This window comes from Allobosea sp. LjRoot237 (assembly GCF_964253285.1).
In the GTDB taxonomy this organism is placed as follows: domain Bacteria; phylum Pseudomonadota; class Alphaproteobacteria; order Rhizobiales; family Beijerinckiaceae; genus Allobosea.
The window spans coordinates 4,097,249-4,117,334 of record NZ_CAXUQP020000001.1 but is presented as its reverse complement, the minus strand read 5'-3'; the positions used below and the strand labels follow the sequence as shown (position 1 = coordinate 4,117,334).

General features: G+C 66.5%; 22 protein-coding genes. 12 read left to right on the top strand and 10 right to left on the bottom strand.

All coding sequences use genetic code 11. From position 1 onward, the window contains the following. Positions 1-64 precede the first annotated feature (64 nt). A complete protein-coding gene (locus ACSQ24_RS20025) occupies positions 65-835 on the top strand; it encodes an SGNH/GDSL hydrolase family protein (protein WP_436096373.1) in 771 nt (256 codons plus the stop codon). A gap of 14 nt (positions 836-849) precedes the next feature. Here ACSQ24_RS20025 and ACSQ24_RS20020 read toward each other — a convergent pair whose 3' ends face one another. Both ACSQ24_RS20020 and ACSQ24_RS20015 read right to left on the bottom strand, forming a co-directional pair. After that, positions 850-1,830 carry a dienelactone hydrolase family protein gene (locus ACSQ24_RS20020; RefSeq protein ID WP_436096372.1) on the bottom strand — a complete coding sequence of 327 codons (981 nt, stop codon included), beginning with the start codon at positions 1,828-1,830 and terminating at the stop codon, positions 850-852. Between the two features lie 115 nt (positions 1,831-1,945). Then, positions 1,946-2,764, bottom strand: a complete 819-nt coding sequence (locus tag ACSQ24_RS20015; protein WP_436096371.1) for a dienelactone hydrolase family protein — start codon at positions 2,762-2,764, stop codon at positions 1,946-1,948. A 146-nt stretch (positions 2,765-2,910) separates the two neighbouring features. Between ACSQ24_RS20015 and ACSQ24_RS20010 the strand changes: the two genes are divergently transcribed. Continuing rightward, positions 2,911-3,132: a DUF2093 domain-containing protein gene (locus ACSQ24_RS20010; RefSeq protein WP_436096370.1), complete on the top strand. Its 222-nt coding sequence runs from the start codon at positions 2,911-2,913 to the stop codon at positions 3,130-3,132. On the opposite strand, the gene lpxK is transcribed toward ACSQ24_RS20010, so the two are convergent. From lpxK to ACSQ24_RS19985, 5 genes are all read right to left on the bottom strand, one after another. Continuing rightward, a complete protein-coding gene (lpxK, locus tag ACSQ24_RS20005) occupies positions 3,118-4,134 on the bottom strand; it encodes a tetraacyldisaccharide 4'-kinase (protein WP_436096369.1) in 1,017 nt (338 codons plus the stop codon). The genes ACSQ24_RS20010 and lpxK overlap by 15 nt on opposite strands. After that, positions 4,134-5,435: a 3-deoxy-D-manno-octulosonic acid transferase gene (locus ACSQ24_RS20000; RefSeq protein ID WP_436096368.1), complete on the bottom strand. Its 1,302-nt coding sequence runs from the start codon at positions 5,433-5,435 to the stop codon at positions 4,134-4,136. Before ACSQ24_RS20000 ends, lpxK begins: the two co-directional genes overlap by 1 nt. Further along, on the bottom strand, positions 5,432-6,181 hold the full coding sequence (locus tag ACSQ24_RS19995; protein WP_436096367.1) for a lysophospholipid acyltransferase family protein: 750 nt from the start codon (positions 6,179-6,181) through the stop codon (positions 5,432-5,434). The genes ACSQ24_RS20000 and ACSQ24_RS19995 overlap by 4 nt, the downstream gene beginning before the upstream one ends. A 27-nt stretch (positions 6,182-6,208) precedes the next feature. Then, positions 6,209-6,451: a DUF4170 domain-containing protein gene (locus ACSQ24_RS19990; protein WP_110488448.1), complete on the bottom strand. Its 243-nt coding sequence runs from the start codon at positions 6,449-6,451 to the stop codon at positions 6,209-6,211. A 205-nt stretch (positions 6,452-6,656) separates the two neighbouring features. Continuing rightward, positions 6,657-7,487: a 3'(2'),5'-bisphosphate nucleotidase CysQ gene (locus ACSQ24_RS19985; RefSeq protein WP_436096366.1), complete on the bottom strand. Its 831-nt coding sequence runs from the start codon at positions 7,485-7,487 to the stop codon at positions 6,657-6,659. A gap of 243 nt (positions 7,488-7,730) precedes the next feature. Between ACSQ24_RS19985 and ACSQ24_RS19980 the strand changes: the two genes are divergently transcribed. Next, entirely contained in the window at positions 7,731-8,258 is a 528-nt protein-coding gene (locus tag ACSQ24_RS19980) for a DUF6101 family protein (RefSeq protein WP_436096365.1), read from the top strand. Between the two features lie 218 nt (positions 8,259-8,476). Here ACSQ24_RS19980 and ubiA read toward each other — a convergent pair whose 3' ends face one another. Together ubiA and ACSQ24_RS19970 are read right to left on the bottom strand one after the other, a co-directional pair. Further along, the gene (gene ubiA, locus ACSQ24_RS19975) at positions 8,477-9,427 is read right to left on the bottom strand and encodes a 4-hydroxybenzoate octaprenyltransferase (protein ID WP_436096364.1); all 951 of its coding nucleotides are present in this window, start codon (positions 9,425-9,427) and stop codon (positions 8,477-8,479) included. Between the two features lie 15 nt (positions 9,428-9,442). Continuing rightward, entirely contained in the window at positions 9,443-9,913 is a 471-nt protein-coding gene (locus tag ACSQ24_RS19970; RefSeq protein WP_436096363.1) for a hypothetical protein, read from the bottom strand. A gap of 177 nt (positions 9,914-10,090) precedes the next feature. Between ACSQ24_RS19970 and ACSQ24_RS19965 the strand changes: the two genes are divergently transcribed. The 7 genes from ACSQ24_RS19965 to ACSQ24_RS19935 all read left to right on the top strand — a co-directional run bounded on the left by ACSQ24_RS19965 (position 10,091) and on the right by ACSQ24_RS19935 (position 16,532). Then, on the top strand, positions 10,091-10,831 hold the full coding sequence (locus ACSQ24_RS19965; protein ID WP_436096362.1) for a 16S rRNA (uracil(1498)-N(3))-methyltransferase: 741 nt from the start codon (positions 10,091-10,093) through the stop codon (positions 10,829-10,831). Positions 10,832-10,998: 167 nt separating this feature from the next. Further along, positions 10,999-12,174 carry a carboxylate-amine ligase gene (locus tag ACSQ24_RS19960; RefSeq protein ID WP_436096361.1) on the top strand — a complete coding sequence of 392 codons (1,176 nt, stop codon included), beginning with the start codon at positions 10,999-11,001 and terminating at the stop codon, positions 12,172-12,174. Between the two features lie 222 nt (positions 12,175-12,396). Continuing rightward, positions 12,397-13,782 carry a glutamate--cysteine ligase gene (locus ACSQ24_RS19955; RefSeq protein WP_436096360.1) on the top strand — a complete coding sequence of 462 codons (1,386 nt, stop codon included), beginning with the start codon at positions 12,397-12,399 and terminating at the stop codon, positions 13,780-13,782. Positions 13,783-13,873: 91 nt separating this feature from the next. Then, on the top strand, positions 13,874-14,047 hold the full coding sequence (locus ACSQ24_RS19950; RefSeq protein ID WP_436096359.1) for a Flp family type IVb pilin: 174 nt from the start codon (positions 13,874-13,876) through the stop codon (positions 14,045-14,047). A gap of 226 nt (positions 14,048-14,273) precedes the next feature. Continuing rightward, a complete protein-coding gene (locus ACSQ24_RS19945) occupies positions 14,274-15,347 on the top strand; it encodes a TadE/TadG family type IV pilus assembly protein (protein WP_436096358.1) in 1,074 nt (357 codons plus the stop codon). 13 nt (positions 15,348-15,360) lie between these two features. Then, positions 15,361-15,909 carry a TadE/TadG family type IV pilus assembly protein gene (locus ACSQ24_RS19940; RefSeq protein ID WP_436096357.1) on the top strand — a complete coding sequence of 183 codons (549 nt, stop codon included), beginning with the start codon at positions 15,361-15,363 and terminating at the stop codon, positions 15,907-15,909. Continuing rightward, positions 15,906-16,532, top strand: a complete 627-nt coding sequence (locus ACSQ24_RS19935) for a TadE/TadG family type IV pilus assembly protein (protein WP_436096356.1) — start codon at positions 15,906-15,908, stop codon at positions 16,530-16,532. Before ACSQ24_RS19940 ends, ACSQ24_RS19935 begins: the two co-directional genes overlap by 4 nt. 19 nt (positions 16,533-16,551) lie before the next feature. Here ACSQ24_RS19935 and ACSQ24_RS19930 read toward each other — a convergent pair whose 3' ends face one another. Then, positions 16,552-17,433 (bottom strand): LysR substrate-binding domain-containing protein, encoded by an 882-nt coding sequence (locus tag ACSQ24_RS19930; RefSeq protein ID WP_126113518.1) that lies wholly within the window; start codon positions 17,431-17,433, stop codon positions 16,552-16,554. 168 nt (positions 17,434-17,601) lie between these two features. On the opposite strand from ACSQ24_RS19930, the gene ACSQ24_RS19925 reads away from it, so the two are divergent. Both ACSQ24_RS19925 and ACSQ24_RS19920 read left to right on the top strand, forming a co-directional pair. Next, a complete protein-coding gene (locus ACSQ24_RS19925) occupies positions 17,602-17,967 on the top strand; it encodes a DUF1127 domain-containing protein (RefSeq protein WP_436096355.1) in 366 nt (121 codons plus the stop codon). Positions 17,968-18,143: 176 nt separating this feature from the next. Further along, positions 18,144-20,030 (top strand): methyl-accepting chemotaxis protein, encoded by a 1,887-nt coding sequence (locus ACSQ24_RS19920; RefSeq protein WP_436096354.1) that lies wholly within the window; start codon positions 18,144-18,146, stop codon positions 20,028-20,030. Positions 20,031-20,086: the final 56 nt, after the last annotated feature.

Here is a 20,086-nt window from a genome sequence, read left to right as displayed (position 1 = left end):
TTCAGATAGCGTTCAGCTAGCTCCGGATAATTGCTGTTTGATCGCGGTTGGGGGATGCTCCTTGATGCTCGCCGGTTTCCGGACAGGCTTTGCTTGCGCCTTTGCCATGCTTGCGGTCTCAGGCCTGCAGTCCCGGCAGGCGAGTGCCTCCGAATTCATCTGCAAGCCGTCGACACTCACGCGCGACGCTATCGATCTCGCTTCGGCCTCGAACAGGGGCGGCGCGCCTCTGCGCATTCTCGCCATCGGCTCGTCCTCGACCGAGGGCGTCGGCGCCAGCGGCAAGGACAGGACCTATCCGGCCCGGCTCGGCACGCTGCTCCGCGAGGGACTGTCCGGCCGCTCCATCGAGATGGTCAATGCCGGCATCGGTGGCGAAACCGCGCCGCAGACGCTGCTCCGCCTCAAGGCCGCGCTAGTGGAAGGCCGCTACGATCTGGTGATCTGGCAGGTCGGGACCAACGATGCGGTGACCGGCGGCGATCTCGCGACCTTCCGTCAACTCGTCGCCGACGGCATTGCTGCCGCCAGGCAGACGCGCACCCGGCTCGTCATCCTCGATCCGCAGTTCTACCCCGGCATCAAGGAGACGGCGCGCTACCGCAGCTATGTCGATGCCATCTCCGAGGTCGCCAGGGCGCAAGCCGTCCCGGTCCTGTCGCGCTATCAGGCGATGCTCGGCTGGTATCAGCGCGATCCAGCCGGCTTCACGGAAGCGCTGGCTGGCGACCGTTTCCATATGAGCGATGCCGGCTATGCCTGCCTGGCACAGGACATCGCCCGCTCGCTGCTGGGCGACAAGCCCCCGGTGACGCTCGCAGCTTCGGCGCGTTGAGCGGCAGGCCGTCGCTATTTCGGGGCCGCCACTGACCTGACGAAGTCGATGACTGCGACCGTTGCTGCGCGGGTCGCCCCGGGGTCGGCCCCGACCGTTGGACCCGTGCGCACGCATTCGTCGCCATAGTTGAAGCGGGCCTTGGTCGCCTCGTTGATCAGAACGGCGCTCTCGTCTTCGCGGATCCGGCACTCGCGGACGGACTGGTCGGCACGCGCCGGGACAGGCGGGTTCGCCCCCAGCGGATTGTCGAAGCCGTGCGGCGCGTTCGGGTATTCCGTGAGTTGAACATCGGCGCCTTGGGCTTTGAGCCGCTCGACGAAAGCCTTGCAGGGCGCGACAGGATTGTAGTCGTCCGGGGTGCCGTGGAAGATCCGGATTGGGCGTTTGGTCACCTCGGTATCGTTACGGTACGTCGTCGCGCAATCAGGATAGAACACGACATAAGCGGCGAACTCTGCGCCGCTCCGATTCCAGAGCTTCTGGAAGCGGCTGACGCTCGAATAGAGTGCCGCCTGGCCGCCGCGCGAGAAGCCCATCATCACGATGCGGTCGGGATCGACCCGCGGATGCTTTGCCAGGATGTCGAGTGAGCGATAGCTGTCGAGGATGAAGTTCAGCCGGCCCAGCGCTGCCTGATTGTCGCCGACACGCATCAGGCCACGACCGGTCAGTCCGTCGATGACGAAGGTCGAGACGCCGATCGCATGGAGCTGGCGCTTCCAGTATTCGATATTGCCGCCGATGCCACCGGAACCGTGCATCAGTACCGCGACCGGAAGACGGCCGGAGCCCTGCGCAAGGCTGAGCGCTCCGGTTAACGTGATCTCCTTGCCCTTCTCGTCGCCCGCCAGGAACTGGCTGTCGCTGATGGTGAGCGAGGGAAAAGCATGAAGCTCGACCCGCGGCGGCATGTCCTTGAGGGCGATGGACTGCGCGCCGGCCGCGGCGGTGAGAAGGCAGATGGCGGCGGCAACGCTGCACAGGCGGATCATGAGCTTCCTCCAATGGCAACGTTTGGACGGCAGCAGCCGCTGCACGTCGGTTGGGAGCCTATTGAGGACAGTCTGCGACGTCCAATGCTGGAGGTTAGCGGTCCGGCCGTCCGGGTCACTTGCCTAGCAGGAAGGCCTTGACCCGCTTGATCGCGTCGTCGCGTGCCGCCGGGTCGGTGCCTACGGTAACCTTGCCGGTTCCGGAGGCGGAATAGGCGACGCCTTCCTTCTCGCGCCGGTCGAGGCGTGGATGGTCGAAATCATGCACGGCGCCGGGATAGAGCACGAGCTCGACCGGCTCGCCGCGGGCCCGGGCGGCCTTGACGAGGAAGTCGCACGGGGCGGGCGGCGTCCAGTCGTCGGCGTCGCCCATCAGGATCAGCGTCGGCAGCCTTGCCTCGAAGCTGTGCGATTCCGATTGCAATCGGCAGCCTGGATAGAAGGCCACGGCGCGGGCGAAGTCGGGCTGGCGGTCGGCCGGTCTTCGGTCCTTCCGGATCGCGGCGAGAATGGTCGAGCCGCCGCCCGACCAGCCGAGCAGCGCGATCGTGTCGCGGCGCACATCGGGCCGCTCCTGCAGCCAGCGCCGTGCCGCCATCGCGTCGCCGACGCGTTCGCGGCTGGCGCGGATCGTCACTTCCTTGACACCGCATTGCGACCCGAGCCCGCGCGAGCCATAGCTGTCGGGCATCAATACGATCAGGCCTGTCGCCGCCAGGCGCTCGCCCCAGTCGCTGTGCCGCAGTGAGAGCTTGTCGGGCTCGCGCCAGAGGCCGCCGCAGCCATGCAGCGCGACGACAGCCGGGAAGGGGCCGGGGCCCGGCGGGCGGAACAGCACTGCGTCGAGCTGATAGTCGTCATGCGGGATGCGGACGCGCTCGTAACCACCCGCATTCGCGGTCGCCGCGAGCAGGAAGACAAGACCAATCGCCAAGGCTAAGGCGCGGGCCGGACTGGACATCATCGCAACTGACGCTATCACAGAAAGACCATGTTGGAACAATGCGTTGATTCAGAAGTGGTTGCGTCATACTGCAACCTGTACGCTAGCTCTCTGCCGCTCCATCGTCCGGCTCCGTAATGAACATCAACGAACGCCTGCCCCCCTCCGGATCGGAAGCGCTGGTCGATTACGGCCATGGCGAGTTCCGGGTCGTGCGTCCCGGCGCTTTTGTCCGCTGCGCCATCACCGGCGCCGTGATCCGGCTCGAGGATCTGCGCTACTGGTCGGTGGAATGGCAGGAAGCCTATACCTCGCCGGAGGCCGTGCTGCTCAGGGTCCGCCGCTCAGGCCGCAGCTGAACGAGCCCGTGCGAGCATCGCACGCAGCAGTACATCGAGCGCGGGCTCGTCCTCGAAGACCAGCGTGACCGGCACGCAGAGCAGAAGCGAACGCTCGGCGATCGGCCAAAGCGGCGCGAGCTTGACCATGTCCTTTTCAGTGACGGCGATGCAGCAGGCTTTCGCCTTCGCTTCGGCGATCAGCGCCGCGACATCGCCCGCCGTATAGGCGTGGTGGTCGCCATAGGCGCGTTCGCCGACGAGCCGCGCTCCCGCGGCACGCAGCGTCGCTGCGAACTTCTCCGGCCGGCCGATCCCCGAAACCGCCAGAACCGGCAGATCGGCGAGCTCCGTCTGGATCTCGGCAGGTGTTGCGAGGCTCGCGCGCAGCACTGGTTTTCCGGCAGCAAGCGCCTGCGTGGCGACATGGTCGCCTGCCGGGCCTTCTCCGATCAGGACGATCGCGTCGACCTGTTCCATCTGGCCGCCGATCGGCGCGCGTAGCGGCCCCGCCGGCAGGCATAGGCTGTTGCCGACACCGACCACGCCGTCGACGACGGCCAGCCGCAGGTCCTTGTGCAGCGAAGGATTCTGCAGCCCGTCATCCATCAGGACGAGGCTGGCGCCGGAACCGCGCGCGAGGGCCGCGCCCGTTGGCCGCTTGCGTGCGACGATCGTCGGCAGGCGGGTGGCGAGCAGCAGCGGCTCGTCACCGACATCTGCGGGGACGTGCCGGGCCGGGTCGACACGAACCGGACCCGTGAGCCGGCCGCCATAGCCGCGCGTCAGGGCAAAGGGCGTCTCGCCCATTGCAGCCAGTCGTGCCGCCAGCGCCAGCGTGGTCGGCGTCTTGCCGGCGCCACCTGCGACGAAATTGCCGACGCAGATCACCGGAATGCCGGCCTGTGCGCCCGGTTGGCGCATGCGCTGCAAAGTGACGGCGCCGTAGAGAGTCCCGAGCGGTTGCAGCAGCCGGGCGAGGGCGGTTGGGGGCGAGCGCCACCAGAAGCCCGGGGCGCGCATCAGTCGACCGTCTCGCGCTGGCCGATGGCGGCGCGCAGCAGCAATGGCTCGATCGCCTGGACCGTACGGTCGAGTGCGCCGCTGAGCTCTGCGCTGGTCCGGGCCGCAGCGCGGGCGGCCTGGCGGGCGGCCGCCGGATCGCTGAGCCAGCGATGCACCGCCTGGGCGAGTTCCTGCCGGTCGGCGACCTGGATCGCTCCGCCGCCCGCATCGAAGGCGGCGAAGAGCTCGGCGGATTTGTGGACAAGCGGGCCGTGCAGCAGGGCGCAGCCGAGCTTGGCCGGCTCGATCGGGTTATGGCCGCCGATCGGCGCGAGCGAACCGCCGATGAAGGCGACGGGCGCCAGCCGGTAGTACAGGCCGAGATCGCCGAGCGTGTCGGCGATGTAGAAGTCGATGTCGCGCTCAGGCAGCTGGCCGAGCGAACGGCGGGCGCTCACGACGCCGTTGGCCTTTGCCAGCGCCTCGACCTCGCCGCCGCGATCGGGATGGCGGGGCACGACGATGGTCAGGAGCTTGGGCAGATGCGCCCGGACGCCGAGATGGGCGGCGAGCACGTCCTCCTCCTCGCCCGGATGGGTCGAGGCCGCGACCCAGACCGGCCGCCCCGCCGCCAGCCCATCGAGCAGGGCAAGCGTGTTGGGATCGGCCGGCGGTGCTGGGACGTCGAATTTCAGGTTGCCGGCGATGCTGACGCGTGGCGCGCCGAGCTGGGCGAGGCGCTGCCCGTCCTCCTGCGATTGCGCCAGGCAGCGGTCGAAGCCGGAGAGCAGGTAGCGCGAGGTCTTGGGGAATTTGTACCAGCGCTGGAAGGAGCGCTCCGACATGCGGCCATTGACCATGACCAAGGGCACGCCGCGCTTGCCGGCCTCGATCATCAGATTCGGCCAGATCTCGGATTCGCAGATCAGGCCGAGATCGGGGCGCCAATAGTCGAGGAAGCGGCGCATATAACGCGGCACGTCGAGCGGCAGGAACTGATGGATCGCGCCGGCCGGCAGGCGCTGCGCCAAGAGCCGCGCCGAGGTCACGGTCCCCGAGGTCACCAGCACGGCGAGCCCGCGCCGCTGCAGGCGCTCGATCAGCGGCAGCAGCGTCACCGTCTCGCCGACGCTGGCACCGTGCAGCCAGACCAGCGTCTTCTGCGGCCGCTCGATGCTCGGATAGCCGCGCCGCTCGGACAGCCTCGCCGGGTCTTCCTTGCCGCGCCGGCGCCGCCAAAGCAGCAGCCCGGCGGCGGCCGGCTCGAGCAGGGCCGAGAGCGTCCGGTAGGCGTTGATGACGAAGCTCCGGCCGATCATGCGGCGTTGGCCTTGGCAGCGGCCTTGGCGGCCGCAGCCTCGCGCAGGCCGGCGCCGGGATCGCGCGCGCCGATCAGCGCGTAGGCGCGCTCATGCACGGCATCGAGCCCGGCCTGGACGGCGAGCCGCGCGGCCTCGCAGGTCGCTTCGTCCGCGTCCCGAGCGATCCGGACCGGTTCGCCGACGACGATGGCGCCGCGCCCGAAGGGGAGCCCGATCGAGGCGCGGTCCCAGTTGTTGAAGTCGATCCGCCGGCTGGTCACGACTGCGATCGGGTGGATCGGCCGGCCCGAAGCCCGCGCCAGCTGGATGATGCCGGGGCCGCAGACGCGCGCACGCTTGGGGATGTCGGCGGTCAGCACCATGGTGTCGCCGGCCGCGAGGCGCCTGACCATGGCGAGGAAGGCCGGCGCGCCACCCTTCTCGCGAACCTTCTTGCCCGAGGCGCCCGAGCCGCGGATCGCGCCGATGCCGAGTTCGCGCAGCGCCACCGCATTGAAGCCGCCGTCGCCATGGCGCGAGACCAGCGAATAGGAGGGCATCCAGTCCGGCCGGGCGAACGGGATCATGATGTGCTGGCCGTGCCACATCGCGATGATCAGCGGCAGCTCGCCGCGGACCTGCTCATAGATGTCGGCCGGCTCGACGACGAAGCGGTTCGTGCGTCGCACCAGGCGCAGATAGAAGGCGAGGCTGCGACCGAGCGCCTCCTGTGCGAACTTCGTCTTGAGCAGGGAAAATCCCATCGAACCGGTCTGGCAGCGTTCTTATCGTCAGTGCTGGCCTGTCGACGGATCGAGCAGGCGGTGCAGGTGCACGACGAAATAGCGGGTCTGGGCCTGGTCGACGGTCGCCTGCGCCTTCGCCTTCCAGGCGGCATGGGCGGCAGCGTAATTGGGGTAGACGCCGACGATGTCGACCTTGGAGAGATCCTTGAACTCGACCCCGTCGAGCGAACTCAACTCGCCGCCGATCACGAGGTGCAGCAGCTGCTTTGTGTCCTGGCTCGCGCTCATCATCCGTCTCCGGCCTATGTCTTGAAATCTCTGGCGAAAGCACGCCGAGGCGCTGCCGGACCCGCTCCGGCTTGCTCCAACTGCATTTTTGCCGTGCGATCAGATAAGCCATCCGCAGCCCGCGCGCGAGGCCCGTTCAGCAAGAAAATGCGGTTATTTCCGGCAGTTTTCGTCCTGACGTGGCGGCATCAGCCCTGCGTCGCGCTCAGCTGCGCTGCGGCTGGCTTTCGCGCAGGCGCCGCAAGGCCTGCGCAAGTGGGGCGACGAGGCTGCTTCCCGACGCCACCAGCATGCCATGGACCGGCACCTCGCGATTATAGCTGAGGGCCTCGCCTTCGCCTGTCGTGACCTGTCCACCCGCTTCGCTGAGGACGAGGTCAGCGGCGGCGAGATCCCAGTCGCGCGCATCGGGCGAGACCAGCCCGGCGTCGATCGTGCCGTCGGCGATGCGGGTGAGGCGCAGCGCCAGCGAGGGGATCTTGTCGGCCGCGATGAAGTTCTCCAGGCGCGCCAGCGCGTCGAGCATCGGTTTCGGGCCGGCGATGCGGGCGCCGGCGAGCGTGTCGACCGCGCTCGTCCGGATCGGCCTGCCATTGCTCATGGCGCCGCCGCCGCTGATCGCCGTATAGGTCGTAGCCCCTGCAGGGGCATGTACCACGCCGAGGATGGGCTTGCCTTCGTCGAGCAGGGCGACGCAGACCGCCCAGTCGGGCGAGCCGGTCATGAAGGCACGGGTGCCGTCGATCGGGTCGACGACCCAGACGAAGCGGCGCGACAGGCGCAGCGCATCGTCGACCGTTTCCTCGGAGAGCCAGGCTGCGTCCGGCAGCAGCGCCGACAGGCGCACATGCAGGAAGGTGTCGACGCCGATATCCGCTTCCGTCACCGGCGAGCCGCCGGCCTTCGACCAGGTTTTGGCGGCTGTCTGCGCGCCGGGGCGGAACAGGTCGAGCGCAAGTTGGCCAGCCTCTCGGCAGGAAGCCTCAACGGCAGGCAGCATATCCTCGGCGATTGGCAGCGGGATCGATTCCATCATGTCCCGTTATGGCCGGAGAGTGCGACGGAACAAGGAAAAAACCGGGGCCGTTCGAAAGATTCCGTCAAGCATCATCCGGGAAACCGACCGGTGACGGGCTGAAAACCGCTTCAACACCTTTGTTTAACCCAAGCTCTTAAGCGCTCGGACAACCCTTCCGGCCAATCTCCTCCCGGCAAGCACGAGAACCCCGCATCGACAGAGGGTTCCGGCAGCAGGGATTGAAGAGAGGCGTTAAAACCGATGGCCAGCGTCACGCCGGCCGCCGGGGAGGCTGGCTGCGTGCCTGCCTTCCCCGGTGGCGCACAGAATCAGAACGGACAGTCCTCGCAGTCGGCAAATGCGCCGCTGCAGCAGGACGGTCCCCGCATCGAGCGCATCGGGCCGGTGCGCATCCTGCGCGGCGGCGCCGGTTGGCGTGGCATCGCGCTGCGCCTGGCCAGTGGCGCGATCGCCGATGACGACCGCTTCCAGCTCGCCTTGACCGCGGGCGACGGCCGCTCCGTCATCGTCGCCGTGCTCGATCAGGACGACGCCATCGCCGTCTGGCGTGACGCCGGCCGCGCCAGCGGCCTGCCGCTCCTGCTCGAAACCAGCGATGGCGCGATCACCGAGCCCTACCCGCAACTCGGCCGGCTCGCTCTGGGACCGACCCGGATCCGCCGCCGCCACGCTTTGCTGGCCGGCCGCCGCCCGCGCTTCCTGACCCGGCGCAAGACCGGCCGCCTGCCGGAGCGCCCGGTGGTGATCCGGGGCGAGATCCTGTCGTAAAGCTGCTCGACTTTCGTAGGAACCCCGCCGTCTTTCCGGGGCAGGCCGCAGGCCTGAGCCCGGAACCCATGAACACGGCGCCGCTCGAAAAAACTCCGTCATTCCGGCGCTCCGCTTCGCTGCGGCCGAAATGACGACATCTTCTCCGGAACGGTTGTGTTCATGGGTTCCAGGCTCGACCCTTCGGGTCGCCCCGGAATGACAGCGTAGTTCCGTCTCTAGAACGCGAACTGCACCAACGCGTCGAGCGCGAAGCCGGCGGCCAGGATCAGGCCGGCATGCCAATTGGAGCGGAACAGCATCAGCGCGTTACGCCCATCGGCGCCGGCGATGCTGTGAACCTGCCAGCCCAGGTGCAGCGCAAATATCCCGAGCCCGATGAAGGCGACCAAGCCGGCGCCGGCGAACCAGGCGGCGACACCGGCGAGCGCGATCGTCGCGCCATAGCAGAGCCCGACGGCCTGCTGGGTGAAGGCGCCGAAATAGCGCGCGCTCGACTTGATCCCGGCGATCACATCGTCCTCGATGTCCTGCATCGCGTAGATCGTGTCGTAGCCGATCGTCCAGAATATCGCCGCGGCATAGATCAGATAGGCCGATGGATCGAGCTGGCCGAACACCGCGCTCCAGCCGAGTAGCCCGCCCCAGGAGAAGGCGAGGCCGAGCACGAATTGCGGCATGTTGGTGATCCGCTTCATGAACGGATAGATCGCGACGATCGCCAGCGAGGCGATGCCGGCAATCACCGTGAAACGGTTGAACTGCAGCAGAACGACGAGGCCAAACAGCGACAACCCGACCATGAAGAGCGCGGCTGCCTTCGCGCTGACCTGGCCGGAGGGCAGCGGGCGGCCGCGCGTGCGCGCCACCTGCGCGTCGAGCTTGCGGTCGACGATGTCGTTGAAGGTCGAGCCTGCGGCGCGCATCACGATGGCGCCGATCAGGAAGAGCAGGCAGTGCCAGAGATTGGGAAAGGGCAGCCCGGCCGCGACCGCGGCGAGCCCGGCCGACCACCAGCACGGCAGCAGCAGCAGCTGCCAGCCGATTGGGCGCTCGATCCGGGCAAGCTTGAGATAGGGCCGCAGGCGCTTCGGCGCTTTGGTGTCGACCCAATGCCCGGTCAGCGCGTCCGGAAGCGGCGCGTCAGCGAGTGGGGGTGAGGGCGCCATGTGGCGCCGGCCGGGTCAGAGCGCGCCCTGCGGCACGCGCATCGCACCGCCGGTGATCGAGTCGGCGCCGCCGAACGGGTTGGCGCCCTGCCGCTGCTGCGCTTGCTGCTGGGCGCGGCGCTGCATCACCTCCTGCTGCTTCACCGCATTGCAGGCCTGGCCACGGATCGTGCCGGCCTTTTCATTGTCGGTCTTCATGCCGTCGACGAAGGTTGCCGGAATCTGGCACCAGTCCTGATTGGCGGTCGCGAACTTGATCAGTGTGTTGCCGTTGCCGACCAGTCGGCCCAGGATGCCGCAGGCCTGTTGAGGCGTCATCTTGCGCTTGGCCTTCGCGTTTGCATTGAGCTGCCCCACGATCGACTGGCGCTCCTGTATGAGCTTTTGCAGGTTCTCGCAGCCCGAGGGCACTTGCGCATATGCTGGCTCGGCCAGGCCGAGGCCAGCCAGCGCCGCAGCCAGCTTCAGGGTCGCGTATCGCCGCATCATCCGCTCCGCTCTTGTCCCGTAATCTACGCCCGTCCCGGCGTTGCGGGCTTTTCCATAACAGTGAGAGCCATGCGCCAACAAGCGCTGGCTCGCATTTCGCCACGATCCACTTGCCGATAGCGCGGGATTGTGGCGACTTTCGCGCCATTCTTGTGGATATCGGATCGGGTTAGCATGCGGGATTTCACCAAGCATCGGCTGTATAGCGAGGCGCCGCTGGTCGCGGGAGCTGTGCTGGAGCTCGCACGCGACCAGGCCAATTACCTGCTCAACGTCCTCAGACTGCGTGGCGGTGACACCATTCTGGTCTTCAACGGCCGCGACGGCGAATGGCTCTGCGCGATCCGCGCGGAGGGGCGCAAGCAGGCTAGCCTCGAGGCGCTGGAGCAGGTTCGCCCGCAGCCGCCGGCGCCCGATCTTATCTATCTCTTCGCGCCGCTGAAGCATGCGCGGCTCGACTATATGGCCCAGAAGGCGGTCGAGATGGGGGCGGGCATGCTCCAGCCGGTGCTGACGCGCTTCACCCAGGTCTCGCGACTCAATCTCGATCGGCTCGCCGCCAATGCGATCGAGGCGGCGGAACAGTGCGGCATCCTGGCCTTGCCGCAGATCAGGTCCGAACAACCATTGGCCGCGGCGCTTGCCGCGCTCGAACCGGAGCGGCTGTTGATCTTCTGCGACGAGGCGCTCGGCGCCGAAAGTCCGATTGCTGCCTTGCAAGGCGCATCACGCGGGCCGCTCGCCGTACTGATCGGTCCCGAGGGCGGCTTCGACGAATCGGAACGCGCACTGATTCTCCAGCGCGAGCGGACGCTGCGCCTGTCGCTGGGGCCGCGCATCCTGCGGGCCGACACGGCAGCGGTCGCGGCGCTCGCTGTCGTCCAGGCGACACTCGGCGACTGGTCCGCCAACTAGCTCCGTGGCTTGCGCATGATCGGCCTCCTTGCTGCCGGTTGGAACGCGACGGCTGGTTCCGCGTTTAGGCGTGGAAACCGCGCCACCGGTCGCAGTTCCGACTCATTGACTGGCAGTCTGGCGCCGCCGCTCCGTTTCGGAGCACGCCGCCACGGGGGAGAGACATCATGGTGAGCAGCGCCTACCGCTTTGGCGTCGAGGAAGAATATTTCCTGTCCGATGCCGAAAGCCGCGGCGTCGTGCGCAAGATCGCACCGCATTTCATCGAGGCGGCGCAAGCCGCATTCCCAGACGAATTGCAGCGCGAGATGCTGCAGTCGCAGATCGAGGTGGCGACGCCGGTCTGCGAAAACATGGCCCAGGCGCGCCTGTCGCTGCGGCGGCTGCGCTCGGATCTCGCCGCGCTGGCGCGCGAGCATGAGATGCTCCTGCTCGCCTGCGGCACCCATCCGAGCGCCGTCTGGGCGCGTCAGCGCGCCACCGAGGCCAAGCGTTATGACGGCATCATGCGCGACCTGCAGATGCTCGGCAGCCGCAACCAGCTCTGCGGCCTGCACATCCATGTCGAGGTGCCGGACGAGGAGCAGCGCATCTCGATCATGGTCAGGATGCTGCCCTTTCTGCCGCTGCTGCTTGCGCTGTCGACCTCCTCGCCCTTCTGGCAGGGCCGCCGCACCGGGCTGATGGGCTACCGGCTCTGCGCCTATGCGGAGCTGCCGCGCACCGGTCTGCCTGAGCTTTTCGCCGATGCGGCCGACTATAAGACCTATGTCGACACCATGGTGGCGTCGGGCGCCATGCGCGATTCCAGCTTCATCTGGTGGGCTATCCGCTTGTCCCGGCAGCATCCGACGCTGGAACTGCGCGTCGCCGACAGCTGTACGCGGCTCGACGATACGCTCGCCATCGCCGCGCTCTATCGCTGCCTCGTGCGCCATCTGGCCCGCAAGCCCGGGCTCAATGCCGATCTGACCGCAGCCTCGCGTGCCCTCGCCGGAGAGAACATCTGGCGTGCCCAGCGCTATGGCCTGCATGGCGGCTTCGTCTGCGAGAAGCGGCGCGCCATGCTCCCGGTCGGACAGGTGCTGGATGAGGTGCTGACACTGCTCGACGAGGATGCTGCCGCGCTCGGCTGCGCCCTCGATCTCGCCCATTGCCGCACGATCGTCGCCGGCGGCACCAGCGCCGACATGCAGCTCGCGGTCTATGAGGAGGCGCGCGCAGGTGCCGGTGGGCAGGCCGCTGGGCTTGCGGCCGTCATCGACTGGATCGCGGCACAGACGCGCGTGGACGACGATGGGCTCGTTCCGCAAAGGGCGAACCTGCTGCGCGGCGCCGCCTGAAGCATCCGAGAGTATGCATGCATCTGTGCAAGGTCCGGGCGCGTCGGCACGCGCTGACGGTCGTTGTCGGATTGTCCCGGCTCGCCTATGTCTGGCGCTCCTCAGCGCATGGCGCGGCGGGGCGTCCGCTCCTGCCTGTCATGCTGCACAGTTCGACCCGGCGCGTCTTCCTTCTGCCTGAAAGGGCAGGCGGCGCGCCGGAGCACGCATGCCGGAGCGCCAATGGCCCGCGACGTATCCGATTCCACGCCGATCAGCTCGAAGGCCGAACTCATCGGCTGGATCGCGCAGGGCGAAAAACCGGCTTCCGAATTCAGGATCGGCACCGAGCACGAGAAGTTCCCGTTCTACACTGACGATCTCAGCCCGGTCCCCTATGAGGGCGCTGCCGCGGGTCGCAGCGGCGGCATCCGGCAATTGCTCGAAGGCATGCAGGAGCGCCTCGGCTGGGAGCCGATCCTCGATGCCGGCCACATCATCGGCCTCGCCGGTCCCGATGGCGGCGGCGCGATCTCGCTCGAGCCGGGCGGCCAGTTCGAGCTGTCGGGTGCGCCGTTTGCAGACATGCATGAGACGGCGCGCGAGCTCGACCAGCATCTCGCCGATCTGAAGGCGGTGGCCGAGCCGCACGGCATCCGCTTCCTCGCGCTCGGGCACTCGCCGCTGTGGACGCGCGAGGACACGCCGATGATGCCGAAGCGGCGCTATGAGATCATGAAGAACTACATGCCCAAGGTCGGCACGCGCGGCCTCGACATGATGTTCCGCACCTGTACGGTCCAGGTGAATCTCGACTTCGCCAGCGAAGCCGACATGGTCCGCAAGCTGCGGGTTTCGCTCGCGTTGCAGCCGCTGGCGTCGGCGCTCTTCGCCGCCTCGCCCTTCAGCGAAGGCAAGCTCAACGGCTTCCAGTCGATGCGCTCCGAGATCTGGCGCGACACCGACAATGCCCGCTCCGGCATGCTGCCTTTCGCCTTTGACGAGGGCATGTCCTACGAAGGTTATGTCGACTGGGCGCTCGACGTTCCCCTGTATTTCGTCAAGCGCGGCGACACCTATCACGACGTCGCCGGCGCCTCCTTCCGCGATCTGCTCGCCGGCAAGCTGCCGCAGCTGCCCGGCGAGCGCGCCACCATCTCGGACTGGGTCAACCATCTCGGAACTCTGTTCCCGGAGGCGCGGCTGAAGCGCTATATCGAGATGCGTGGCGCCGATGCCGGCCCGGTCGAGATGCTGAACGCATTGCCGGCCTTCTGGGTCGGCCTGCTCTATGATGACGCCGCACTCTCGGCCGCCTGGGACCTGGTCAAGGACTGGAGCGCCGAGGAACGCCAGCAGCTGCGCGACACCGTGCCGAAGGCCGGGCTCAACGCCAGGATCGGGAGCCGTGCCTTGCGGGAACTGGCCCGCGAGATCGTGGAATTGTCGCGCGCTGGCCTCGCCCGCCGGGCCCGTCTCGACGTACAGGGCCGCGACGAGACGCAGTATCTCGATCCGATCGTCGCAATCGCCCAGAGCGGCCGCACGCTCGCCGAACGCCTGGCGGTCCGTGAGCAGGGCGCCTGGGGCGGGAAGGTCGAGCCGGTCTTTCCGGAGCTCGCCTTCTAGCCGGCGGGTTCAAGATCAGGCGAAGACGAACCAACCTGTTTCGCGCTTCGGATTAACCAATCGTCCGGAGTTTTGCGCCAATACTGGGGCCATGGCACGCTTTTCCGCCCTCGCCCTCGACTTCTTGCGCGATCGTCGCGGCGCGACCGCGCTGGAATACGGCTTCATCGCGTTTCTGATTTCGATTGCTGCGGTCGCCACGATCCGGGAAATTGGTCCGTCGCTCGCCGCGAAATATGCCGGCGTGCTACCCGGCCTCCAGTAAGGCGGACTTGCGGCCACGCGCTCCGGCTCCTCGCCTTCCGCGCGTCCGCTCTCCTTTCAGTTTTAACTGCATTTTACCATGTTGGCGGAGAACTCGGCTGTTCCGCCGGTTTTCGCAGCGATACCAGAGACATTCATTGGTTCTGGAAAGGTTTTCTCAATCGCAACGCGCCTAGCGTCCGGGCAATCGTCCCGTTGCTTGCTTGTGCCATTTGCGAGGCCTATCGATGCCCGGCCTGTTCCGATCGTTCCTGAAGGACACTCGCGGTGTTACCGCGCTGATGTTTGGCCTGGCGGCACCGGCGATCGCGCTCGCGGTCGGCGGCGGTATCGATTTCAGTCGTGCAGCAGCACAACATCAGCGCATGGCCAGTGCGATCGAGCTCGCTTGTCAGCAGGCGGTACAGGAGATCCGGTATCAGGCGGCGCAGACGGGGGCCGATCCGAAAAAGGACTATGGCCCGCTCGTCAAGGACCTCGCGGCGAAGAAGGTCGCGGACGACGGCCTGACTGAGGTCACGGCGACCGTGGCCATCGTCGGTGAAGTCGTCACCATCACGGCGGCCGGCGCGAGTCCGAACGTCTTTGCCGGCATCGTCGGTTACAATCAGGTTGCGCTCCGGGTCAGTCGGAGCTGCACCAAGCTGCCCGTCGCGCCGCCGGCGGGCAAGGTGCTATTCACCGAATCCTTCGAGAGTTACCACAACGTTGCATCGAATAGCTGGACCGTGCTGAACAACTGGAATGGCTGGACCACGCAGAATGGCAAGGGCGGCATCGAGATCAACGGTATTCGCGAGCTCGCGGCCAACACGATTCGTTTCGGAAATTTCTTCGCCGAGCTGGATTCGCATTGCTACACCTCGGGGTGCAGGACGAATTCCAACATGTGGCGCGAGTTCAAGGATCTCGACCCGGGCAATTACGAGCTGAGCTACTGGTATATTTCGCGTGTGCGGAATCCCGCTTACGCCGGCCGGAGGCTGTGCGCCTATAAAACTGATGAAAAGGCTGTGTGGGACGAATTAAAGGCAGCGGATTGGGAAGGGCGGACCAATCGCATAGAGGTCTTCATCCAGCGAAAGAAATCAAGCGGATATGACGCGGTGACGATCGACAAGGATGATAGCGCCGATTTGGTGGATGTCTGCGTGCATACGGATCAGTGGACTGAGCGCAAGATATCTCTGAGCGTCGCCACGAAAGGAACCTATCGCATCTACTTCCAGGCCGCAGGGCGGGAAGATACTTATGGCGGATTGCTTGACTATATACGCTTCTGCAGCGGCACGTGCCCATGATCGGGAGGGTAGGGTGAAGTTGCGTCGATCCTGGCAAGCCGTGGTGAAGCGCAGAGCGCGCCCTGTTGGTTCGTGCAGCCGGGCTTCGTTCCCTGGCGGTCTCTGGAGACGGTTGCGCCGGAGGGCGTGTGCCTTCGGCACGGACAATGCCGGGGCGACCGCTGTCGAGTTTGGCTTCGTCGGCCTGCTGTTTCTGACGGTGTTGCTGGCGATCCTGCAGTTTGCGTTGCTGTTTCTTTCGCAGATGAATCTGGAGAACGCCCTTTCGGATGCGGCGACCGGCAATACGACTGCAACCTACGCCAATAATCGATCTGAGGTGGTGGAGCGCATTTGCGGTCGACTGGTCCTGATGGATAACTGCCAGACCAAGCTTCTGCTCGAAATGCAGCCTTTGACGAATTATGCCGCGTCCGGGCAGGCGATTGCTGGAACGGTCTTCACCGTGGGTGCGGCTAAGGAAATGACACTGATGCGTGCGCGGGCGCCGCTTCTCACCGTTGTTCCGGGTTTGCCGCAGCTATGGATTCAGGGTCAGGCCCTGTTCATGAGGCCAGCATGAGGACTTGTCGTTGCAGACAAGGCAAGATCGGCGCAGCCGGATTGCGCCGGCCCGGTCTGCGCAATGTCTTGTGGAATCGTTTTCTGACGGGACGCAGGGCTCGCGGCAGCGCAATGGCCTCCGGTGCGCTGCTCCGAGATCAACGCGGCGTCGCAGCGGTCGAGTTCGGCCTGGTGGCCATCATCATGTTCGTCATGATGGCTGGCGCCGTCGATCTTTCGCAGCGAGTGATTTTCCAGCGCGATCTCAAGCGCTTCGCCACGTCGTCCGCCCTGGCCATGGCCAATTGTCAGGGAGGCGGAGACTGCATCATCAAGGCGATCACCGCCATAAACAGCCGCATGGCACTTCTGCTTCCGGGGGTCGCGACGACGGAGCTGCGCTTGGGTTCCTTTTCTCTCGTGAATAACGCCATTGTCTGGGGCCCTGGCCTGACGAACGTTTTTCAGGGCACCGAGGAAGTAGAAGCCAAGGCGTTGCTGCTACGCGAAGGGGACACGGGCGTGCTTGTTTCTGTGAAGGCAACTCATGACCCGATTTTCCTCAGTTTTGCAACGAAATGGGGTTTGGTCAGCAAGCAGTTCTATGAGTACAAAATGCAGCTGAGCTACCGCAAGGTTTGATCACCATTGCTCCGACCACCTACTCCGCCGCCACCTTGAAGCTCTGCAGGTTGTCCAGGCTCTGGATGATGTGCTCGGCGAGCGCGTTCGACAGGATCGACGGGTCATGCCTGGTGCGTAGCAGGCCGATCTTGCAGGAGGGCAGGGTGGAGAAGCCTTCCGACGGCCCGAGGATGCGCATGCCGGGCCTGACCGCGCTTTCCGGCAGCACCGAGACGGCAAGTCCCGCGACCACGGCCGCGCCGACCGCAGTCGAGTTCCAGCTGGCATAGAGCACGCGGAAGCGCCGGCCTTTGCTCTCCAGCGCCTCGACCGCCGCCTGGCGCCAGTTGCAGGTCGGCCGTCCCAGCGCCAGGGGCAGCGGGTCTTCCTCGTGCACGCAATGGCGGGCCGAGGTCACCCAGAGCAGCGGCTCGATCCGGATGATCTCGCCCTGACCGCGGCCCTCGACATGGGTGATGATCGCAAGGTCGATGTCGCCGGTGCCGATCCGCTCCGCCAGCATCGGCGTCGGCTCGCAGACCACGGTGACCTCGGTGCGCGGATTGGAGCGGGCGAAGCGCGCCAGGATCTCCGGCAGGTAGCGGTCGGCGTAGTCGTCGGGCACGCCGAGCCGGATGCGGCCCTTGAGGTCGGCCTCGGTGAAGCTCGCGACGCATTCGAGGTTGAGCCGGACGATGCGCCGGGCATAGTCGAGCAGGCGCTCGCCGTCTTCGGTCAGCTTGGCGTGGCGCCCGTCGCGGCCGAACAGCGGCCGGCCGACACGCTCTTCGAGCCGCTTCATCTGCATCGAAACGGCCGATTGCGTCTTGAAGACGATCTCGGCGGCGCGGGTGAAGGAGCCGGTGTCGGCGATAGCGACGAAGGTCTTGAGCTGATCGGCGTCGAGCACATGGGCCATGACCGGCCTCCTCCCAGAGGTTCATCAAGATCGGTTGTGTCAACCATCATAACCATTCGTTTGGCTGATGACCAGAGCAGAGTTATCCTTTGGTCACTGTCCCGCTGCTGACCGCCGATGTCGCGGCTGGGTGGGAAGATGAACCGTCCAACTCCCGAGGAGGCTGTCATGCTGGTCATGACCTTCGTCACGAAGTCCTTGTCTGCCGTTTCTGGTGGCGCGACGCGTGCTGCCACCCAGACGGTCATCGGCGTCAAAAATCTGGTGCGAGCCCTGGTGCACCGCCGTGAGGTGCTGCGCCTCAGCGAACTCGACGAGCGCGGGCTGAAGGATATCGGCCTTGTCCGCTCCGACATCGACGGTGCGCTTGCGACCTCGTGGCTGAGCGACCCGTCCAGCGTGCTGCAGGCTCGCTCCGACCAACAGCAGTCGGCTGCCGCGAGCCGGCGAGAGGCCGGGGTTCGACGGCCGGTGGTGATCCAGGCCGCGGCGCGGCCGAGCGCAAAGGACATCAAGATCGCGTGCAACGCCTGACCCCTTGGCGTGACGCGTCCCTGCGGGCGGTGGCTTCGGCTGCCGCCCTTTTTTGTGCCCGCATGGGATCGTTAACCGGATCGCGCGCATCGTAACGCTTCATTCAGCAAGTTCGACCACATTTGCGCCGCATTGCGCCGAATCCGGCGCCCCGATCCCTCGCCCCGGGGTTTCCCATGCGTCGCTTTCGCTTTCAGGATCTGCGGATCAGGACCAAGATCGCCATCCCGATGCTGGTCATGGGAGCGATCGGCATCGGTTCGGCCGTCTATGGCGCACTCGAATTCCGCAGGATCGAGAAGACCTACTCCGATCTGATCTCGCAGCGAGCGGCCGCCATCCTCGACTCGGCCCGTGCCGCCAGCGCCATGGGCGAGATCGTCGGCAGCCTCTACCAGGCGATCGCCTATCCCGAGTTCATGAAGCAGAACACGACCAGCATCGAGGAGGTGAAGACCGCCTATGCGGCTTCGCTGCAGGCGTTGGTCGAGGCGAAGATCAGCTTCCCGCAACGGGCCGAGGGCTTCGACGAACTCAGCCGCCGTCTGCAGGCGACCAAGTCCGACATCGACCAGATCGTCGCCCAGGCCGCCCGCGACGAAGACTTGCCGGCGCTGTCGATCATGTCTCAGCTCGACAGGACGATCAGCGAGATCGCTGGCGCTGCCGCCAAGATCAACGGCGAGATCAAGAAGGATACCGAGGCGACCGCGGAGGGGCTCGGAGCCGATGCGCACCGCATCACCATGATCGCGATCGGCCTCAGCCTCGCCGGATCCTTGCTCGGCCTGCTCGGCGGCGTGCTGCTGACCGGCGCGGCGATCACGCGGCCGCTCGATCGGCTGAAGCAGAGCATGGGGCAGATCGCCAAGGGCGACTATGCCAGCGAGATCGAGGGCCAGGGCCGCCGCGACGAGGTTGGCGAGATGGCCCGCGCCGTCCAAGTGTTCAGGGAGAACGGCCTCGCCGTCCAGCGCCTGGAGAGCGAGACGGAAGCCGGCCGCACCGAAGCCGAGCGGCAGCGTCTTGCGGCCGATGCCGAACGCGCCAGCACCGCGGCGCTGCAGCAGCGCCTTGCGGCCGAGCAGGCGGTGGTGGTCAGAGCCCTGGCTGAGGGTCTGACCCGGCTCTCCCAAGGCGATCTCAGCGTCCGCGTCGAGGACGAGGTTGCTGCCGACTACGCCGCGCTGAAGCAGGATTTCAACAGCGCCGTCAGCCATTTGGCAGAGACGATCGCGACCATCCAGGCGACCTCGGCCGATGTCGGGACCGCCGCGCGCGAGATCAATTCCGGCGCCGACGACTTGTCGAAGCGCACCGAGGAGCAGGCCTCGTCGCTCGAGCAGACGGCCGCCACCACCGAGCAACTCGCCGCCTCGGTCAAGGCTTCGGCGCAAGCTTCGCGGCAGGCGGTCCAGCTCGCCAACGAGGCGACCGGTGTCGCGGTCAATGGCGGCGCCGTCGCCAGCCAGGCGGTCGACGCCATGGCGCGGATCGAACAGGCCTCGAAGAAGATCTCCGACATCACCTCGGTGATCGACGAGATCGCCTTCCAGACCAATCTGCTCGCCTTGAACGCCGCGGTCGAGGCGGCGCGTGCCGGCGACGCCGGCAAGGGCTTCGCCGTCGTCGCCAGCGAGGTTCGCACGCTGGCTCAGCGTTCGGCCGAAGCCGCCAAGGACATCACCGCCCTGATCGCGCAGTCGGGCGTCGAGGTCGAGCAGGGCGTCGGACTGGTGCGTGCCGCCGGCGAGGCGCTGAACCAGATCGTCGAAGCCTCGAAAAAGGTCTCGGCGACGGTCTCCGACATCTCGGCGGCATCCGCCGAGCAGGCCAACGGCATCGACGAAATGAGCCAGACCGTCGCCCATATGGACGAGATGACGCAAGCGAACGCCGCGCTCGCCGAAGAGAGCGCGGCTTCCGCAGGCTCGCTCAGCGGCCAGATCCGCCGTCTCAACGAGCTGGTCGCGAGCTTCCGCACCGGCGACGACGTCGTGGCGCTCACCGGCACGCCGGTCGCGGATGAGGCTTACGAATGGGATGAACGCCGCCGGGCCTGAGCATAAGCGGCATCACTGGAATTGATGACGGCCACCTCGGGGTGGCCGTTTTCTTA

What these genes read in the sequence shown, in the direction of transcription:
- ACSQ24_RS19930 (WP_126113518.1), bottom strand. Translation starts at nt 17,433, where the DNA reads ATGGCCCATGTGCTCGACGCCGATCAGCTCAAGACCTTCGTCGCTATC.
- lpxK (WP_436096369.1), bottom strand. Translation starts at nt 4,134, where the DNA reads ATGCGCGCCCCGGGCTTCTGGTGGCGCTCGCCCCCAACCGCCCTCGCC.
- ACSQ24_RS19925 (WP_436096355.1), top strand. Translation starts at nt 17,602, where the DNA reads ATGCTGGTCATGACCTTCGTCACGAAGTCCTTGTCTGCCGTTTCTGGT.
- ACSQ24_RS19920 (WP_436096354.1), top strand. Translation starts at nt 18,144, where the DNA reads ATGCGTCGCTTTCGCTTTCAGGATCTGCGGATCAGGACCAAGATCGCC.
- ACSQ24_RS19965 (WP_436096362.1), top strand. Translation starts at nt 10,091, where the DNA reads ATGCGGGATTTCACCAAGCATCGGCTGTATAGCGAGGCGCCGCTGGTC.
- ACSQ24_RS19935 (WP_436096356.1), top strand. Translation starts at nt 15,906, where the DNA reads ATGAGGACTTGTCGTTGCAGACAAGGCAAGATCGGCGCAGCCGGATTG.
- ACSQ24_RS19955 (WP_436096360.1), top strand. Translation starts at nt 12,397, where the DNA reads ATGGCCCGCGACGTATCCGATTCCACGCCGATCAGCTCGAAGGCCGAA.
- ACSQ24_RS19970 (WP_436096363.1), bottom strand. Translation starts at nt 9,913, where the DNA reads ATGCGGCGATACGCGACCCTGAAGCTGGCTGCGGCGCTGGCTGGCCTC.
- ACSQ24_RS20000 (WP_436096368.1), bottom strand. Translation starts at nt 5,435, where the DNA reads ATGATCGGCCGGAGCTTCGTCATCAACGCCTACCGGACGCTCTCGGCC.
- ubiA (WP_436096364.1), bottom strand. Translation starts at nt 9,427, where the DNA reads ATGGCGCCCTCACCCCCACTCGCTGACGCGCCGCTTCCGGACGCGCTG.
- ACSQ24_RS19950 (WP_436096359.1), top strand. Translation starts at nt 13,874, where the DNA reads ATGGCACGCTTTTCCGCCCTCGCCCTCGACTTCTTGCGCGATCGTCGC.
- ACSQ24_RS19990 (WP_110488448.1), bottom strand. Translation starts at nt 6,451, where the DNA reads ATGAGCGCGAGCCAGGACACAAAGCAGCTGCTGCACCTCGTGATCGGC.
- ACSQ24_RS19995 (WP_436096367.1), bottom strand. Translation starts at nt 6,181, where the DNA reads ATGGGATTTTCCCTGCTCAAGACGAAGTTCGCACAGGAGGCGCTCGGT.
- ACSQ24_RS20025 (WP_436096373.1), top strand. Translation starts at nt 65, where the DNA reads ATGCTCGCCGGTTTCCGGACAGGCTTTGCTTGCGCCTTTGCCATGCTT.
- ACSQ24_RS19960 (WP_436096361.1), top strand. Translation starts at nt 10,999, where the DNA reads ATGGTGAGCAGCGCCTACCGCTTTGGCGTCGAGGAAGAATATTTCCTG.
- ACSQ24_RS20010 (WP_436096370.1), top strand. Translation starts at nt 2,911, where the DNA reads ATGAACATCAACGAACGCCTGCCCCCCTCCGGATCGGAAGCGCTGGTC.
- ACSQ24_RS19985 (WP_436096366.1), bottom strand. Translation starts at nt 7,487, where the DNA reads ATGATGGAATCGATCCCGCTGCCAATCGCCGAGGATATGCTGCCTGCC.
- ACSQ24_RS19945 (WP_436096358.1), top strand. Translation starts at nt 14,274, where the DNA reads ATGCCCGGCCTGTTCCGATCGTTCCTGAAGGACACTCGCGGTGTTACC.
- ACSQ24_RS20020 (WP_436096372.1), bottom strand. Translation starts at nt 1,830, where the DNA reads ATGATCCGCCTGTGCAGCGTTGCCGCCGCCATCTGCCTTCTCACCGCC.
- ACSQ24_RS19980 (WP_436096365.1), top strand. Translation starts at nt 7,731, where the DNA reads ATGGCCAGCGTCACGCCGGCCGCCGGGGAGGCTGGCTGCGTGCCTGCC.